Raw genomic sequence first — 15,624 nt, 5'->3', positions numbered from 1 at the left:
AAGATTAATTCTTAAGAAGGGGAGGAAAAATTATGGTTCAAGTGGATGTGTTCGGAATCCGTGAAGAGGCTCCGGCCGGTTCGTGCAGTTGCGGTGGGGCCTGTGGTTCAGCGACGGAAAAAACTATGGGGGAAATGTACGAGGATTTAGTCCGGTTTTGCCAGGAAAGTGATCTGGCGACTGACGTGCAATTGCAGTTTATCGATGTTATTGAGGATGACCTAAAGGGCTTCGATACCCCTCATACAATGTTTAAAAACGGCTTTGCTTTACCGCTGGTGGCGGTTAACGGGGTTGTCCGTTTTTATGGCGGAATCAGCCACAGTATGATTTATGATGAGGTTCGGAAGGTTTGCTGATCATAAGAAGGGCCCTCATCCCATGAGCTGGGATGAAGGCCCTTTAGGATCTTAAACTGTTTTATGTCGCCATAACTCGACAATACCTTTGTTGCCCCCTAGATTGAGAGAAAACAGGGAGCTCAAGTTTGGTAATTGAATAATCAGATAAAGGCGCGTAAGGTACAGTTCATATCAAACATATGGTTTTATTTTTATTCAAATAATGAATCTATAGTTGTAATTCTATAAAACATATAATAATATACTTATATAAGCAATGAATAAAACGAAAGGGGGTAAGGGCTTGGGGTCTGAACCGCGAATTGAGGAGATGGCTGAAGAATTTAAGGTGCTTGGGGACAAAACTCGGTTGAGAATTTTATCGTTACTGGAGGGGCGGGAGTTATGTGTCTGTGATCTGACAGAAGTCTTGGGAATAAGCCAGCCTGGGGTGTCTCAACATATGAGGCGGCTTCGCCAAGCGGGATTTGTACATGAACGCCGTGGAGGGCAATGGATTTATTATTCACTGACCATGGGAAATCCACTGCTTGATTTGCTTATGCCGACGTTTCCCATGGTCGAGGAAGACGAGGAGCGGCTGGCGCGTGCCAAAGGATGCCCCACTTAAGAATTGAATGTGATTCTAAGGCTCAATGGTTTAGTTTAAAGCAATAGGGGGAATTTGCTGTGAAGGTTGCAATAATATCCGATATTCACGCCAATGTCATTGCTCTAAAGGCTGTACTAAAAGATATTGAAGAACAACAAGTTGACAGTGTTTATTGTGTTGGCGATTTAGTAGGATATGCCCCGTTCCCCAATGAAGTGATTGATTTAATCAAAGAAAAGAACATTCCGACAGTCATGGGTAACTATGACGATGGAATTGGTTATCAGCGATTTATTTGTGGTTGTGACTATAAGGATGCTGAAGCAGAGGCTCTAGGACATCAATCTATAGCGTGGACCAAGAGGCACATTCTTGAAGAAAATAAAGAGTTTTTGAGAAATCTCCCCAAAGAAATACGGGTTAATATCGCGGATAAAAGATTACTTATAGTCCATGGCAGCCCAAATCGGTTAAATGAATACGTTACAGAAGAAATTCCAGAAGATTATGCAAGTGAGCTTATTGCTCTTGCTCACACCGACGTTCTCATCTGTGGTCATACCCATCTGCCTTTTACCATGGTCTTGAAGGATAAATTGCTAATTAACGTAGGCAGCGTTGGAAGACCAAAGCATGGGGACCCTCATGCTATTTATGCACTTATATCTATTGCAAGAGACGTAACGGTTGATTTTCGAAAAGTACCTTATGATTACGAGGCAACGGCAACGGCAATTGAAGCCTCTGAGTTACCGAATGAGTTTGCTCAAATAATTCGGACGGGAAAATATTAATAAATTTAGGATTATAGGAGGCTAAACAATGAATAATGCGCTACCCCTTCGCAGTAAGCTTTCAACGTTGGATCGTTATCTCACCTTGTGGATTTTCTTGGCAATGGCAGTGGGTGTTGGTATAGGGTTTGTATTCCCAGGCACCTCTAATTTTATTAACCAATTTCAGATGGGGACGACCAATATTCTGATTGCCATTGGCCTAATCGTGATGATGTATCCACCTCTAGCAAAAGTGAAATATGAGGAAATCGGACGTGTCTTTAGAAATGGTAAAGTCATGACCTTATCTTTAATTCAAAACTGGATTATTGGACCTATTTTAATGTTTGGTCTCGCTGTAATTTTTTTGCATAATTACCCAGAGTATATGGCTGGACTGATTATGATTGGCCTAGCCCGTTGTATTGCCATGGTCATTCTCTGGAACAGTCTGGCTAAAGGAGACTCAGAGTATGCTGCAGCCTTGGTTGCTCTGAATTCTGTTTTTCAGGTTATCTTCTATTCAGTTTATGCCTACATCTTTCTAACTGTCTTACCAAGCTGGCTTGGTCTCGCTCTGAAGATTAACGTGAACATCAGTATTTGGCAGATCGCTCAAAGCGTGCTTATTTATTTGGGAATCCCTTTTTTTGCGGGGATGCTGACACGTTTTATACTTTTGCCTATTAAAGGAAAAGAGTGGTACGAGAAAAAATTTATCCCCAAGATTAGCCCACTTGCGCTCATCGCTTTGCTCTTCACGATTGTTATCATGTTCTCGCTCAAAGGCCAGACGATTGTTTCCGTACCGTTGGATGTCGTAAGAATTGCGATACCGCTGTTGATATACTTTATAATTATGTATTTTGTCTCCTTCTATATGGCTTGGCGACTAGGACTTCCCTATGGTCAAACGGTCACCTTAGCTTTTACGGCAGCGAGCAATAACTTTGAACTTGCCATTGCTGTTGCTGTCGCGGTGTTTGGAATTAGCTCCGGAGCCGCCTTCGCAGCAGTCATCGGCCCGCTCATCGAAGTGCCTGTCATGATCGCCTTAGTTAATGTTAGTTTGTTCTTCGGGAAGAAGTATTTTAACAAAGAGGGAGTGCCGATTAAAGCCTAACGCTTTCACTTGAGAAGTGCAAAACCTAACACTGTAAAAAAAACGCGAGATGATTCACATGTGGATTATCTTGCGTTTTTTTCTTAATAAGCTATCGTTTCCATGGGTGAATCACAAATTCCACCTCTCCAATTAGAAACAGTTATCATTTCTTTTATAAACTTTGCATCCTTTTTTCAAAATCCCCGTCTTAATATATGAAGGTATAAAAAATTTGGGAGGGTATGTAAATGAAAACACTTAAAATTGAATGGCAGCACCTTGATGTGGCGGGGGATACCTGCAACCGTTGTTATGATACGGGTGAAAATCTTAATCAAGAAGTAAAAAGATTGAACAGAGCACTGCAGCCACAGGGGATTGAGGTTGAATGGTTCGAGACCAAACTTGATGATACCCAAATTCCTCAATCAAATGTTATTCTCTTTAATGGAATTCCCATTGAAGAGATTCTAAAGATCGAGGTATCAGAGAACTATTGTGATTCCTGTACTGTATTACTAGGAAATAAAACCTATTGTCGAACGATAACGTTCGAAGGCAATGAATATGAAGATATCCCTGCAAAGGCCATCCGTCAAGCGGCACTCAAGGTATTAGGTATAGTAGAAACAACAACAGTACCAGCAGGAAATTCAGGCTGCGGTTGCAATAGCGGAGATTGCTGCTAAAACAAATTCAAAACGGCTAAACTTCTAAGAGCCTTTCACCATTCGGCGTGAAAGGCTTCTTACTTTGAGTAAAAATATTAAGAAAGACTCCAAATCGACTATTAAAATCATTGTTCCTATTCTTATCATCGCAATAATAGTAGGGATTTTTCTCCTAAAAAGTAATCAGGAAAAGCCTTTGGCTGCAAATATAGGTGACTTCGCACTTGAAGCGACGGTCATAGACCTTGCACAGCAAAATCCTATGGGTTACCTATTGTGATTGATTTTGGTGCAGATTCCTGTGTGCCTTGTAAAGAAATGGCACCAGTGCTCAAGAAACTTAATACGGAGATGCAGGGCAAGGCCATTGTGAAGTTCGTGGATGTTTGGAAAAATTAAAATGCAGCTGATAATTTTCCGGTAGACTTAATCCCAACGCAGTTCTATTTTGATAAAGACGGCAATCCCTTTGTGCCTCGAGATGCAGAAGCTATGCAAATGAAGATATATTCCACTCGTGATACCAATAAACATGTTTATACTGCACATCAAGGAGGTATGACAGAAGCACAACTTAGAGCTGTACTAAAGGAGATGGGTGTGGAATGATCACTGAATGGCTTGAAATTCTTTCCACGCTTATTACCCAAAATATGTGGGTAGCTCCCTTGCTTGTTCTGCTGGCGGGTGGATTAACCTCCCTAACCCCGTGCTCTTTATCCAGTGTTCCACTGGTAATTGGCTATGTGGGAGGCCCTGGAAACAACGACACTAAAAGGGCCTTTAGAATTTCGCTTACTTTTGCGGCAGGCTCAGCAGTCACCTTTACCATATTAGGAACAGTAGCATCACTTGTCGGTAAACTCATGGGAACATCCTCTTCCTGGTGGTATCTTTTACTGGGTGTGCTGATGGTGTTAATGGCTATGCAAACATGGGAAATTTACAATTTCATTCCGTCAACCTACCTGATGGCAAGGAACACCAGAAGGGGGTATATTGGAGCATTTATAGCTGGAATATTGGGGGGGTGTTTTCATCCCCTTGTGCAACACCTGTACTGATTACACTTCTTGCTGTTGTAGCAGAACAAGGCAACTTGTTTTGGGGAATTGTTCTGTTATTGCTTTATTCAGTAGGTCATAGTGCCTTAGTACTTGTCGCAGGAACCTCTGTTGGTTTTGTAAAAAATATGACATCAAACAATAAATATGGTACACTCAGCAAGGTTCTGAGAATTGTCATGGGTAGCGTAATTCTGCTCATAGCATTTTACATGTTCTACTTAGGATTTTAGAAACTAACAATACCATGCAGAGTGGAAGTATCCCCGACGACAACAGAGTGAATGGACTAAGAGAGCCAGGACAGTTGATATAGTAAGATTAGTAGCGAGCAGAATGCCCTGTTCTTATTGTGAAATGACTGTAGCATATTAAAGAGAGGGGCAAGATGTCCTTCTTTTTTAATACCATGGACTCAATGGACGGGTATCACTTAACACTCAATGTTAGATGTGTTACATTGTAGAAACGGGAGGGTCCTATGTTCAAAAAGTTCATGCTAAACTGCAGGCAAGTATCGCAACATTTTGAATGGATACTCCTGGGATCAGTATTACTGTTGTTAGCAATGTTTATTGGAGTTATTTGGGCTAATAGTCATCCAAGTTGGGAAACCTGGCAAATTAACTATTACCGTTCTCAAGTCGTTCAATTAGATAGAAAAATTATGGCAACTCAAAATCCAGTTCTAAGGGGAGACTTAGAACAACAACGGAAGAACATGAAGGGAAAGCAGCCGGAGATTAGAAGCTTAACTCTTCCCAATGGAACAGTCGAACGTTGCCAGACCTGCCATTTGGGAATCGAAGAAATTTCCGACTCTCATCCGACGGAAACGTTCGGGTGCGTGGTTTGTCACGGCGGAAATGCGCTCTCTCTTGATCAAGATCAGGCTCATGCAGGGATGTATGGAGCGGGGCATCCAGGTCAATTAGAGGTTAGCCAATTGAGTTGCGGTTCCCAAAATTCGAACGGACAATGTCATTCCGGGCATGCCCGAAGCGAGGATAATCAAGTGGACTTGGTTCCAACATCACTGATGGCTAATAAAGGAGGAGAGCTCTCCATGGTTCGCTATATGCGTGGGCTCGATGTTTCTCCGAAAATTTCAGTGAAATCGGGTGGAACCGCGTCACAGGTCCCCACGCCGTTGAATGGTCAACCCCTTGAACAGAATTTACAACATAATTGCTTAGAACTCTGTCACCAGAGCAAGGGGAAATTGCCGTGGCTAGACTCCTCGGCGAACGGTTGTGAAAGTTGTCATGTCCTGACGAATTGGAACCATACCTATCAGGGACAGGATGTGACGATCCCTAAAAGTGAGGTAGGACATGGCCTGACTCATCGTTTGACCACTCAGATTCCATTCACCCAATGTAATCAATGTCATAATCAGGGGATGCCCGACCTCTATAACATACAGTTTAAAGCTCGTCCAGATTTGGCGCGTGTCAAAGTTTCCTCAGGTCCTAACCAAGAAAGTTTGGATGATCGCTTGCAGAATGCTTACCAGCCGGGTATGGTCTTCACGCAATGCGAAGTAGAGCTGGACTGTATTGATTGCCATACCCGGCAAGATGTTATGGGAGATGGGCATCTCTACGCTTGGGAATACCAAACGGTGAAAATTCAATGTTTCGATTGCCATGGAACCAAGAAAACAACTCCTGCAGCACGGACGGTCAGTTCGCTAGACGACCTTGCTTTTGAAGAAGAACAGGTTAACCCAAATTTTCCAAGGCTGAAAATAGGAGATCAACTCTTGAAGACGGCTAAAGGAGAAGAATTGCCATATATCCGCCGGGATGCCGAAGGTTGGGTTTTAAACAGTAAGGTCAAGGGGGAAAGATATCTTATCCCCCTTGTTAATGGAAGTGCCTGTCAACAAGATCCTAAACGACAGACGTCAAATGATTGTCATAAGTGCCATGATGTCTCTGGAAACTTAGTGAAGTAATATTGACGGGCAGGAAATGGTAGAATAAAAACGAATATAAACTATAAGATCGGCAAATGGTTTGGGGGGAAAGGTATGCGCTCTTGGGGGATCAAAAAATTGGTTCAGTATATTAGCTGGGCTTTAACCGTCTTATTGATCGTTTTTGTGCTTGTGGGCTGCCAAAGTGCAGACCGCTTACCCATTGTCAGCGTTAAACCAACGGATTATTCTCTGACTAATCCACAGCCCATGGAGAATCAGAATGTCTTGCGGGTGGGAATTTCTTCGGTTTTGTCTCCTCGTGAGACCTTAGCGAATTATCAGTCCTTAGCCGATTATCTCCAGAGTAAAATCGGCAGACCTGTACAATTAATACAGCGTCAAAGTTATCAAGAGATTAATGACCTCGTTCGTGATCAGGGGGTCGATGTGGCCTTTATTTGTTCGGGAGCCTATGTCATTGGTAAACAAGAAAACCTCGAGTTATTGGCTATTCCCGAAGTGAATGGAAAATCAACCTATCAGTCCTATATCATTGTGAACTCGAATAGTAAGTTTCAGTCGTTTCAAGATCTTAAGGGCCAGGTGTTTGGCTTTACGGATCCTATTTCCTTTTCTGGGACGATTGCTCCAACGTATATGGTAACGCTTTTGAACAGCCTACCCACCGAGTTCTTCAAACGAGTTGTTTATACGTACAGTCATGATAATTCGATTAAAGCAGTTTTGGACAATGTGGTATCGGCAGCCGGAGTGGATTCGTTGGTGTATCAATATACTGTGGCTAAGGATCCTTCGCTAGCGGCAAAAATTCGCATTATTGCACAGTCTCCGGAGGTTGGAAGCCCTCCGGTCGTGGTTAACAAGAGTATTGACTCTCATCTCAAAGCGGCATTACTGGAAGCGTTGTTGCAAATGGATAATGATCCCGTCGGTAAGAAGGCCTTGCAGGCTCTCTTATATGATCGTTTTGTGTTACCCAACTATGCGGCCTATGAGCCCATTCAAACGATGGTAAAGGCGAATGCCGCTCTTAAGGATAAGAAGTAATTTATCCGGTGGCGGTTAGTCAGTAGATTAGGTTGGCAAGAAAGAGGCTTTTATGACATTAAAATCAAGGGTGAAGGAAATAAAAGAGAAAGGTTTAAGGAATCCCTTTGTGAATTATCTGAAGGAGAAACTCAGACATGTCCGGGTGCAGTATAAAATCCTAGGCTTAGTCGGCGTGCTTGTGCTTCTTTTGAGTAGCATGATTGTTTGGCAAATGGGAAACATCCTGACGAACAATTTGCGAGACCAACTCGACAAAAGGGCAGTTTCGATCGGAAGTGATGTCGCGGCAAGAGCTACTAATGAGCTATTAATCAATAATGCCTATGCAGTTTATGAATTGCTTCAAAACACTCTTAAAAATAATGAGGATGTTTTATATATTTTCGTTGTTGATCCTCAAGGGAATGTCTTGGCGCATACGTTTGGTGAGGCGTTTCCCAAAGAATTGCTGAAAGCGAATGCAGTGCCTGGAACCGATAAGTATCATTTAACGGCTTTTCGCACAGAAGTTGGGATTGTTCGTGACGTTGCCGTTCCTATCTTAAATGGAAAGTTAGGGGTAGCACGGGTCGGGATGGAGGAAAATGGGCTGCAAAAAGCGGTGCTTCAGATGACGTGGAACCTGTTGCTTATTGCACTTTTTGTCTCGGCCCTAGGGATTGTTGCAGCGGTCTTGTTAACCCGTGTTTTAACGCAGCCGATCCGTGAGTTGGTATCCTTAACCCAACGGGTAACTCAAGGAGAACTAGATGTTCAGGGGATGGTTCACTCCCAAGACGAAATTGGTGTTTTAACGGAAGCGTTCAATCAGATGACGGTATCCTTGAGTCAGAATTACCGTGAACGTGAGGACCTGATGGTTGAACTCAGGGAAAAAGAAGAGATGCGTCTTCAGCTCTTAGAAAAAGTCATGACTGCCCAAGAAGAGGAACGAAAACGCATTTCGAGAGAGCTTCATGACGAAACAAGCCAGGCGTTGACCTCTTTAATGGTGGGATTAAAGGTTTTAGAGTCCGAAGCATCCTTCTGTGCCGTAGGAGATCGTTTGCAAGAAATGCGCCAGACCGTTGCACAGACGTTGGAAGAGGTGCATCACTTAGCAAGGGAACTACGGCCCAGCGTCCTCGATGACATGGGGTTGGTGCCCGCTTTAGAACGCTACCTCCGGGAATATGAAACGAAATTTGGTACGGAAATAGACTTTCATGTGATTGGGTTCCAGGAACACCGTGTTTCTCCCGCTATTGAAGTTGCCCTATATCGTATAGTACAAGAGGCTTTAACGAACGTGGCAAAATATGCCGAGGCCAGTATGGTTTCTATTTTGCTGGATTGGCGGGCAGGATGGGTTTCGGCCATTGTTGAAGACAACGGTCAAGGCTTTGACCCTAATCAAACGGTTACACAACCGGGACGAGGGCTCGGACTTTTTGGGATGCAAGAGCGGGCTGCTTTACTAGGTGGAACCTTTAAGATCGAGTCCCAAAAACGAATCGGCACAACCGTTTTTATCAAAATACCTGACAAAGGAAACTTGTTTAGCGGTATTACTCCAGCTGAAGTTTAATCAAACTTATTTGAATCAAAGAGCAGGAAAGAAGGAGCCTCATGTCGGATAAGAAACTGAGAATTCTACTCGGAGACGATCATGCCGTGCTAAGAGCGGGGCTACGGGTCTTATTGAATCTTGAAGAGGATATTGAGGTTGTCGGTGAGGCAGCGGACGGGGAAGAAGTGGTTGAGATGGTGGAGAAGATCCTGCCTGATTTAGTGCTACTCGATCTCACCATGCCTAAGCTCAGTGGCTTAGAGTGTATAGAGCGAATCCTAGAGAAGCATCCGACCACCAAGATTTTGGTTTTAACCATGCATGATGATGAAGAGTATATGAAGGCTGTCATCCGAGCTGGGGGGAAAGGGTATGTTTTAAAAAAGGCAGCGGATGTGGAATTGCTTTCAGCCATCCGTATGGTCTCGCGTGGAGAACTTTATGTTTATCCTCCTATGGCTGCTGCCATGCTCTATCAGATGGTTGGGCCGCAAACACCTGGCATCAAAGAGAAAAAGGAGAAAGGACTGAGCGAGAGGGAACGAGAAGTCCTTAAGTACTTGGCCCTTGGGCATACGAACCATGATATTGCAGAACTCCTCCATATTAGCGTTAAAACTGTTGAAACATATAAAACCCGAGTGATGGAGAAGCTCGATTTGCGTAAACGGGCTGAACTTGTACGGTATGCCATGGAAAATGGAATCATTAACGGTTAAACCTGACACGTGTCAGGTTTTTTCCTAATTGGCAAATACGATTAGAAAGGGTATGTTTTAATCGAGATAAGATCTTATGGATAGACTTGGCGGGCACTAAGCAAAGGAGTTTTACGATACGGAAGGGGGGACGGGATTGTCAAGCAACGTGACCCGAATAACTCAAGCGTTAGGGTTGGGTTTACTAATAGCTGTGTTCAGCGCGGGGTGCGGAACTCCTGGAAATACAAATTCAACCACGGTGACACCTTCGGCAGGAACTACGGGAAAACAAGAAGTGTCTCCAGGAAAGTCGGAAGACCAGCCTCCTAATAATACTGCGAATCCGACAGCTGGTGCGAACGCTTCGGCACCTAAGACATTAACAGCAGAATCGATGATTTCAGCCAGTCAATTAGATGAAGGAATTAAGGCGAAGAAAGACTGGCAGATTATCGATGTGCGTGAACCAAGTGAGTTCGCGACGGGACATGTTCCTCAGGCTGTCAATATTCCGTTGGGGTCGGTAGAAGCTCAAATAACTAAAATTGCAAAAGATAGAGACGTTATTCTCATCTGCCTTACTGGAGTGCGAGCCTTTACTGCTTGGCAAACTCTGGTCAGTAAAGGATATGACCCACAACACTTAAAGGTTTTAGTGGGTGGAATGGAGCAATGGCGGAGCTTGGGGAGTGGAGAGGTCACGGAGAGTATTGGGGGGTGCTAACTTGGGAGGAAGTGTCTTAGCCCATTCGCACACGCTGTACTGCTCGCCTCTGAAATGTCAGGATAAACCTGACACAAATAGGTTTTAATATAGGGATAAAGAGAAGTAGGTTTAGGATTAATCCCGCTATAAGCGAGATTAATTACACTATAAGATGGAGGCAGGTGAAGATTTTCACCTGCCTCCGAGTCTTGAGAGCCCTTGCTCTAATTAGGTAGTCAAGACCGATAGGGTGCCGTAGAACATATCTGGCGCCTGCCCGTATTTGGCGAAGGTGGCAAGCACTATAACAATACGAGGAGATGAGACAATGGGAAAACGGTATGCCATGGTGATTGACTTGCGCAGGTGTGTAGGCTGTCACGCGTGCACAGTGGCCTGCAAAAGTGAGAACAATGTGCCGCTGGGCGTAAATAGGTCCTGGGTCGAGGAGTTAGAGACTGGGAAATTTCCGAATGTTTCCCGCCATCGGTTGCCTCGCCTTTGCAATCACTGTGAGAATCCATCCTGCCTCAATGTTTGTCCCGTTAAGGCCACCTACCAACTTGAAGACGGAACAGTGCTTGTCGATTACGATCGTTGTATCGGGTGTGGGTATTGTATTGCGGCGTGCCCATATGATGCTCGGTTTATTAATCCAGAGCGTAAAACGGCTGAAAAATGTACCTACTGTCATGAGCGAGTAGAAGTGGGCCTTCTTCCGGCTTGTGTTAACACGTGCATTGGGGGCGCTCGTTTCTTTGGGGACTTAAATGATCCTATTAGTGAAGTGTCTAAATTACTCGCCACACAGGCTGTGACGGTGAGCAAGCCAGAAACGAATAATCGTCCGCAAACCTACTACATTGGGGCGGATGAAAAGGCCTTGCGGCCAAATCTGCTAAAAATCGTCGGGGGTGAGAATTGATGCTGACTGTTCATTTCTTTGACGTGCCCCATGAAATCTACTGGGGCTTACTCATTGCTTTGTATTTCTACTACACTGGGATGAGTGCAGGTTCTTTCATATTAACGAGTTTGGGGACGGTTTTCGGGATTGAAAAGTATAAAAAGGTGTCCAAAGTTGGGGTTATCATGGCGATTGTCTTGTTGCTCTTTGCTCCCCTGCACCTTCTCTTTGACTTGTCTCAGCCGGGGAGGTTCATCAATCTTTTCACACATGTTCATCTCACGTCGGCGATGTCTTGGGGAGTTTATCTTCTGATTCTTTATCCGGTTTGCCTCATGATTTATGCTTGGTTTCTTTTCCGTCAGGACTTCGTGAAGGGTTTAAACCAAGGCGGCTTTAAAGCATCCCTCTACCGTTTTTTGCTCTTTGGCAAAACGGATATGTCCGAAGCGTCTAAAGAAAATGACAAAAAACAAGCTAAGTTTTTCGGAACTCTTGGGGTTCCACTTGCTTTGGCGGTTCACGGATATACGGGATTTATTTTAGGCAATGTGCAAGCTCGCGCCATTTGGCATACGCCGCTCATGCCGATTATTTTCCTGATGTCGGCCATGGTTTCAGGTACAGGATTGTTTATCATTGTTGTGATGCTTGTGGAGAAGTTCAAATTTGGCCGTTTAAACGATGATATAAAATCCTTAATTGCGGACATTGCCAACCTTATGAAATGGTTCATTTTAGTGGATGGTAGCCTCATGATTATTTACTTTATTGTTCTCTGGTATTCCTCCGAATCTGGGTATGCTGCCGGGTATTTCCTCTTGCATAGCGAAGGATGGAGTTTCTTAGGCCTAGAAAACGTTCTCGGGATGCTTGTTCCTTTCTTAATTCTACTCTCTAAAAAAGCCCGCCAAAGTCTCCCGGCGGTGGTGACTGCTTCTCTTCTCACGATTATCGGAGTGCTGGCCATGCGGATAAACCTCGTGATCGGTGGCCAAAAATTGCCACTTACAGGAAGCAAAATTATTGAGTATGTTGCTTCTGGGCGGGATATTGGAATTGTGATAAGTATTGCAGTGGCGGCAGCAGTAGTATTGTCATTCTTATATTCAGTTCTGCCTTTGAATCGCCCTGGCGCACAGGAAATGAAATCCACTCCAACCACGAAGGGGGTTGCACAATAAGATGGAAACAACACGTAGAAAGTTTCTCCAGGGTGCTGCTGCTTTTGGTGTAACGATGGCTGTTGCACCTATGGTGTTCGCGGATACTACGTCCAAAGGGATTCCAAGCTGGAAAAATGGTTCTCCGGCCGAAGATGCACTCGATACTGACCCCAGCGTAAGCTTTATCTATTCGACCTGCTTAGGATGTCGCAGCGACTGTAGTTTAAGAGGAAAAATTAAAGACGGCGTGGTTATTAAGTTAGATGGCAATCCCTATAGCCAGATGTCAACGGATACTCCTCTTAAATATGATACTGATCCGAAAGAAGCCCGCAAGTCAGCAGGGCGACTTTGCCCTCGTGGGCAAGCCGGTTTGCAACTACTTTATGATCCATTAAGGGTTCAACAACCTTTAAAACGAGCAGGCAAACGGGGTGAGAATAAGTGGCAGGCGATTAGTTGGGATCAAGCCTATAAGGAAATTATTGAAGGTGGAAACCTTTTTGGGGAAGGGAATGTCGAGGGACTTAAAGCCGTCAACGATTTAAATACCCCGATCGATCCGGAAGCTCCAGAGCTGGGTCCCAAAGCGAATCAATTTGTCTTCTTAGCTGGACGGATTGAGAATAGTCGTTCTGAGCTTGTAAAACGTTTTGTGAATAATGCGTTCGGCTCGATTAACTGGTTTGAACACACAACGGTTTGTGAGCAGAGTCATCATATCGCCACTTCCTTTACCTTTGCGGGCAAAGGGCATTTGAAGCCCGATTTTGAAAACGCTAAGCTCATTCTTAATTTTGGGGCTAACTATGGGGAAGCAAATTTCCCGATGAATGGATTAAGCCGTAAATTAGCTAATTTCAAACTAAATAAGGGCAAGTTAATTACAGTTGATCCACGTTTCTCTGTGAGTGCCTCTAAATCCGATGAGTGGGTTCCGGTCCTACCAGGGACGGATGCTGCGCTGGCCTTAGGGATAATCCAATGGATTATCAACAATAAACGCTATGACAAATCGTTCTTAGAAGCTCCTTCTAAGGATGCCGCTGCAAAAAAAGGAGAATCGAGCTGGTCGGACGCCACCTATTTGGTGCGTAATGAAAACGGCAAATTCCTGCGCGGTGATGAAGCGGGGCTGGGAGGGACTAAGGATGACTATGTCGTTCTGGTCGCTGGAGTTCCAACTTTAGCAGGGAAAGCTGATGCAGGAGATTTGCTCGGGGAAGCTACAGTTAATGGAATAGCTTGTAAAACGTCCTTCCAGCTTTTATCAGAGAGAGCAAAAGAAAAAAGTCTTGATGACTATGCGAAAATCTGCGGGGTGCCCAAAGAACAAATTGATAGGGTTGCCGATCAGTTCTCATCCTACGGCAAGCTTGCCGTGGCAGATTTTTATCGGGGTCCGGTACAACACACGAACGGATTCCAAGCGGGTCGAGCTGTATGTATCTTGAACCTCCTAGTAGGTAATGTTGACCATCGCGGTGGGTATCAAGCGGGTGGAACCACCCTGAGTTATATGGGAGATAAGAACGGAAAATACCAAGTGGCTAAACTTCATGCGGGTGCGGTTAAGCCAAAGGGAATTCGGATTTCGCGGGAACAGGCTAACTATGAAGATTCCACTGAATTCAAGAAAAATGGCTATCCTGCCAAGCGCCCTTGGTTTCCTTTAACCAAGGATGTTTACCAGGAGGTCGTGGCAGGAGTGATCGATGGATACCCATATCCGGCTAAGATACTTTGGTTACACATGGGAACCCCAGCTTATGCTATACCTGGAATGAAAGACCGAGTTATCGCTGCTTTTAAGGATACCAAGAAAATTCCCCTCTTTATTTCCACAGATATTGTCATTGGAGACACCTCGATGTATGCAGATTATATTCTGCCCGAGGTCACTTATATGGAACAATGGAATGCTTTAGGGGCCCCGCCAACGATTTTGGGGTTAGTGGCTGACGTTCGTCAACCCATGACGCATGTTTTGCCCCAGACAAAGTCACTGGAAAATATCTGCATTGACCTAGCTAAGAAAATGAACCTTTCGGGATTTGGGGATAATGGTTTTGGGGCGGGGATGCCACTTAATAAAGAAGAAGATTGGTATTTGAAATTGGTAGCTAACTTTGCGAGCCAATATGGAAAAATACCAGGGGTTACTGAAGAAGCGCAAGTTAAATATATCCTTGATCGGGGCGGAGTTTTTGATGCAGGTGGGGCCTATGAAGGGCTGATGATGAAAAGTAAAGTAGCTAGCCTATGTACTATTTACGCCGAAAAAGTAGCGACGACCAAAGATTCCATGACGGGTAAAACCTTCGATGGCATTCCCACATACTATCCGGTGAGGGATGCTAAGGACCAAGAAGTTAAGGACGACGGATATCCCTTTATTGCCACAACTTACAAACAAGCCTTCCAAACTCATAGTAGAACCATTTCAGCACCCTGGCTAACGGAGATTCAACCGGAGAACTTCGTGGAGATGAATAATGAAGATGGGCAAAAGCTCGGGCTAAACAATGGTGACTTAGTTAAAGTAAGTGGACCTAGTAATAAAGAGGGAGTTAAAGGGAAAGTCCGCTTGCGCCCGGGTGTGCGACCAGGGGTAGTAATCGCTAGTGTTGGCTATGGCCACTGGAACTATGGTGCGGCTGATGCTGTCATTGACGGCAAAAATGTTCCAGGAGATGCGAAGCGCGGCAAAGGGGTAAATATTAACTATGCTATGCGAGTAGACGATTCGATCGGAAATGTTTGCCTCGAAGATAAAATCGGTGGAAGCTGCTCTTTCTATGATTCTCGTGTGAAAGTCGAAAAGGCATAGAATTTGAGAGCTGGCGTATTTAGGTAAAAGCAGAATGCAGGAAGGCGTCCCTTCCTGCATTCTGCTTTCTACAACGGCACGCAAGCTTATTTAGTTTAAAGTTAGTCATTTTCGGACATACCAAAATAAGCCATTCGGTTTTCCTCTTCGTCAAACCCTATTAATTTTCAGGGTTTTGTACTGATTTCTAATGAACTAAA

General features: G+C 44.4%; 17 protein-coding genes. All 17 read left to right on the top strand.

What is annotated here, in order from left to right; genetic code table 11:
• The first annotated feature begins 32 nt into the window (after positions 1–32).
• The 17 genes from DSOL_RS05195 to DSOL_RS05125 all read left to right on the top strand — a co-directional run bounded on the left by DSOL_RS05195 (position 33) and on the right by DSOL_RS05125 (position 15,424).
• Complete coding sequence (locus tag DSOL_RS05195; protein WP_207649603.1) at positions 33–359, top strand: hypothetical protein; 327 nt, start codon at positions 33–35, stop codon at positions 357–359.
• A 286-nt stretch (positions 360–645) separates the two neighbouring features.
• The gene (locus DSOL_RS05190) at positions 646–972 is read left to right on the top strand and encodes an ArsR/SmtB family transcription factor (protein WP_235838701.1); all 327 of its coding nucleotides are present in this window, start codon (positions 646–648) and stop codon (positions 970–972) included.
• A gap of 59 nt (positions 973–1,031) precedes the next feature.
• On the top strand, positions 1,032–1,748 hold the full coding sequence (locus DSOL_RS05185; protein ID WP_075363815.1) for a metallophosphoesterase family protein: 717 nt from the start codon (positions 1,032–1,034) through the stop codon (positions 1,746–1,748).
• A 28-nt stretch (positions 1,749–1,776) separates the two neighbouring features.
• Positions 1,777–2,853, top strand: coding sequence for an ACR3 family arsenite efflux transporter (gene arsB, locus DSOL_RS05180; RefSeq protein ID WP_075363814.1), 1,077 nt, complete (start codon positions 1,777–1,779; stop codon positions 2,851–2,853).
• 230 nt (positions 2,854–3,083) lie between these two features.
• Entirely contained in the window at positions 3,084–3,524 is a 441-nt protein-coding gene (locus tag DSOL_RS05175) for a DUF2703 domain-containing protein (RefSeq protein ID WP_075363813.1), read from the top strand.
• Between the two features lie 64 nt (positions 3,525–3,588).
• Positions 3,589–3,786 carry a hypothetical protein gene (locus DSOL_RS28690; RefSeq protein ID WP_235838700.1) on the top strand — a complete coding sequence of 66 codons (198 nt, stop codon included), beginning with the start codon at positions 3,589–3,591 and terminating at the stop codon, positions 3,784–3,786.
• 38 nt (positions 3,787–3,824) lie between these two features.
• Positions 3,825–3,905, top strand: coding sequence for a YbbN family protein (locus DSOL_RS29935; RefSeq protein ID WP_235838712.1), 81 nt, complete (start codon positions 3,825–3,827; stop codon positions 3,903–3,905).
• A 206-nt stretch (positions 3,906–4,111) separates the two neighbouring features.
• Positions 4,112–4,570, top strand: coding sequence for a cytochrome c biogenesis CcdA family protein (locus tag DSOL_RS05165; RefSeq protein WP_345788364.1), 459 nt, complete (start codon positions 4,112–4,114; stop codon positions 4,568–4,570).
• Positions 4,537–4,803 carry a cytochrome c biogenesis protein CcdA gene (locus tag DSOL_RS29705; RefSeq protein ID WP_345788363.1) on the top strand — a complete coding sequence of 89 codons (267 nt, stop codon included), beginning with the start codon at positions 4,537–4,539 and terminating at the stop codon, positions 4,801–4,803. The genes DSOL_RS05165 and DSOL_RS29705 overlap by 34 nt, the downstream gene beginning before the upstream one ends.
• Positions 4,804–5,051: 248 nt before the next feature.
• Positions 5,052–6,530: a hypothetical protein gene (locus tag DSOL_RS05160; protein ID WP_139314388.1), complete on the top strand. Its 1,479-nt coding sequence runs from the start codon at positions 5,052–5,054 to the stop codon at positions 6,528–6,530.
• A gap of 75 nt (positions 6,531–6,605) precedes the next feature.
• Positions 6,606–7,562, top strand: coding sequence for a substrate-binding domain-containing protein (locus DSOL_RS05155; protein WP_083642321.1), 957 nt, complete (start codon positions 6,606–6,608; stop codon positions 7,560–7,562).
• Positions 7,563–7,614: 52 nt separating this feature from the next.
• Positions 7,615–9,132, top strand: coding sequence for a HAMP domain-containing sensor histidine kinase (locus DSOL_RS05150; RefSeq protein ID WP_083642320.1), 1,518 nt, complete (start codon positions 7,615–7,617; stop codon positions 9,130–9,132).
• A 41-nt stretch (positions 9,133–9,173) separates the two neighbouring features.
• Positions 9,174–9,833 (top strand): response regulator, encoded by a 660-nt coding sequence (locus DSOL_RS05145; protein WP_075363812.1) that lies wholly within the window; start codon positions 9,174–9,176, stop codon positions 9,831–9,833.
• Between the two features lie 136 nt (positions 9,834–9,969).
• Complete coding sequence (locus tag DSOL_RS26680; protein ID WP_083642319.1) at positions 9,970–10,539, top strand: rhodanese-like domain-containing protein; 570 nt, start codon at positions 9,970–9,972, stop codon at positions 10,537–10,539.
• A gap of 286 nt (positions 10,540–10,825) precedes the next feature.
• Positions 10,826–11,446 (top strand): sulfate reduction electron transfer complex DsrMKJOP subunit DsrO, encoded by a 621-nt coding sequence (gene dsrO, locus DSOL_RS05135; protein WP_345788365.1) that lies wholly within the window; start codon positions 10,826–10,828, stop codon positions 11,444–11,446.
• Positions 11,446–12,612 carry an NrfD/PsrC family molybdoenzyme membrane anchor subunit gene (nrfD, locus tag DSOL_RS05130; RefSeq protein ID WP_075363810.1) on the top strand — a complete coding sequence of 389 codons (1,167 nt, stop codon included), beginning with the start codon at positions 11,446–11,448 and terminating at the stop codon, positions 12,610–12,612. The genes dsrO and nrfD overlap by 1 nt, the downstream gene beginning before the upstream one ends.
• A gap of 1 nt (position 12,613) precedes the next feature.
• Complete coding sequence (locus DSOL_RS05125; protein WP_075363809.1) at positions 12,614–15,424, top strand: molybdopterin-dependent oxidoreductase; 2,811 nt, start codon at positions 12,614–12,616, stop codon at positions 15,422–15,424.
• The last annotated feature ends 200 nt before the right edge of the window (positions 15,425–15,624 follow it).

This window comes from Desulfosporosinus metallidurans (genome assembly GCF_001936615.1).
Lineage (GTDB): Bacteria > Bacillota > Desulfitobacteriia > Desulfitobacteriales > Desulfitobacteriaceae > Desulfosporosinus > Desulfosporosinus metallidurans.
This window is presented reverse-complemented; position numbering and strand designations above follow the sequence as displayed.

Excerpts from the sequence above, each read along its gene's own strand:
- DSOL_RS05195 (WP_207649603.1), top strand. The coding sequence starts at position 33 with ATGGTTCAAGTGGATGTGTTCGGAATCCGTGAAGAGGCTCCGGCCGGT.
- arsB (WP_075363814.1), top strand. The coding sequence starts at position 1,777 with ATGAATAATGCGCTACCCCTTCGCAGTAAGCTTTCAACGTTGGATCGT.
- DSOL_RS05175 (WP_075363813.1), top strand. The coding sequence starts at position 3,084 with ATGAAAACACTTAAAATTGAATGGCAGCACCTTGATGTGGCGGGGGAT.
- DSOL_RS29935 (WP_235838712.1), top strand. The coding sequence starts at position 3,825 with ATGGCACCAGTGCTCAAGAAACTTAATACGGAGATGCAGGGCAAGGCC.
- DSOL_RS05165 (WP_345788364.1), top strand. The coding sequence starts at position 4,112 with ATGATCACTGAATGGCTTGAAATTCTTTCCACGCTTATTACCCAAAAT.
- DSOL_RS05160 (WP_139314388.1), top strand. The coding sequence starts at position 5,052 with ATGTTCAAAAAGTTCATGCTAAACTGCAGGCAAGTATCGCAACATTTT.
- DSOL_RS05155 (WP_083642321.1), top strand. The coding sequence starts at position 6,606 with ATGCGCTCTTGGGGGATCAAAAAATTGGTTCAGTATATTAGCTGGGCT.
- DSOL_RS05150 (WP_083642320.1), top strand. The coding sequence starts at position 7,615 with ATGACATTAAAATCAAGGGTGAAGGAAATAAAAGAGAAAGGTTTAAGG.
- DSOL_RS05145 (WP_075363812.1), top strand. The coding sequence starts at position 9,174 with ATGTCGGATAAGAAACTGAGAATTCTACTCGGAGACGATCATGCCGTG.
- nrfD (WP_075363810.1), top strand. The coding sequence starts at position 11,446 with ATGCTGACTGTTCATTTCTTTGACGTGCCCCATGAAATCTACTGGGGC.
- DSOL_RS05125 (WP_075363809.1), top strand. The coding sequence starts at position 12,614 with ATGGAAACAACACGTAGAAAGTTTCTCCAGGGTGCTGCTGCTTTTGGT.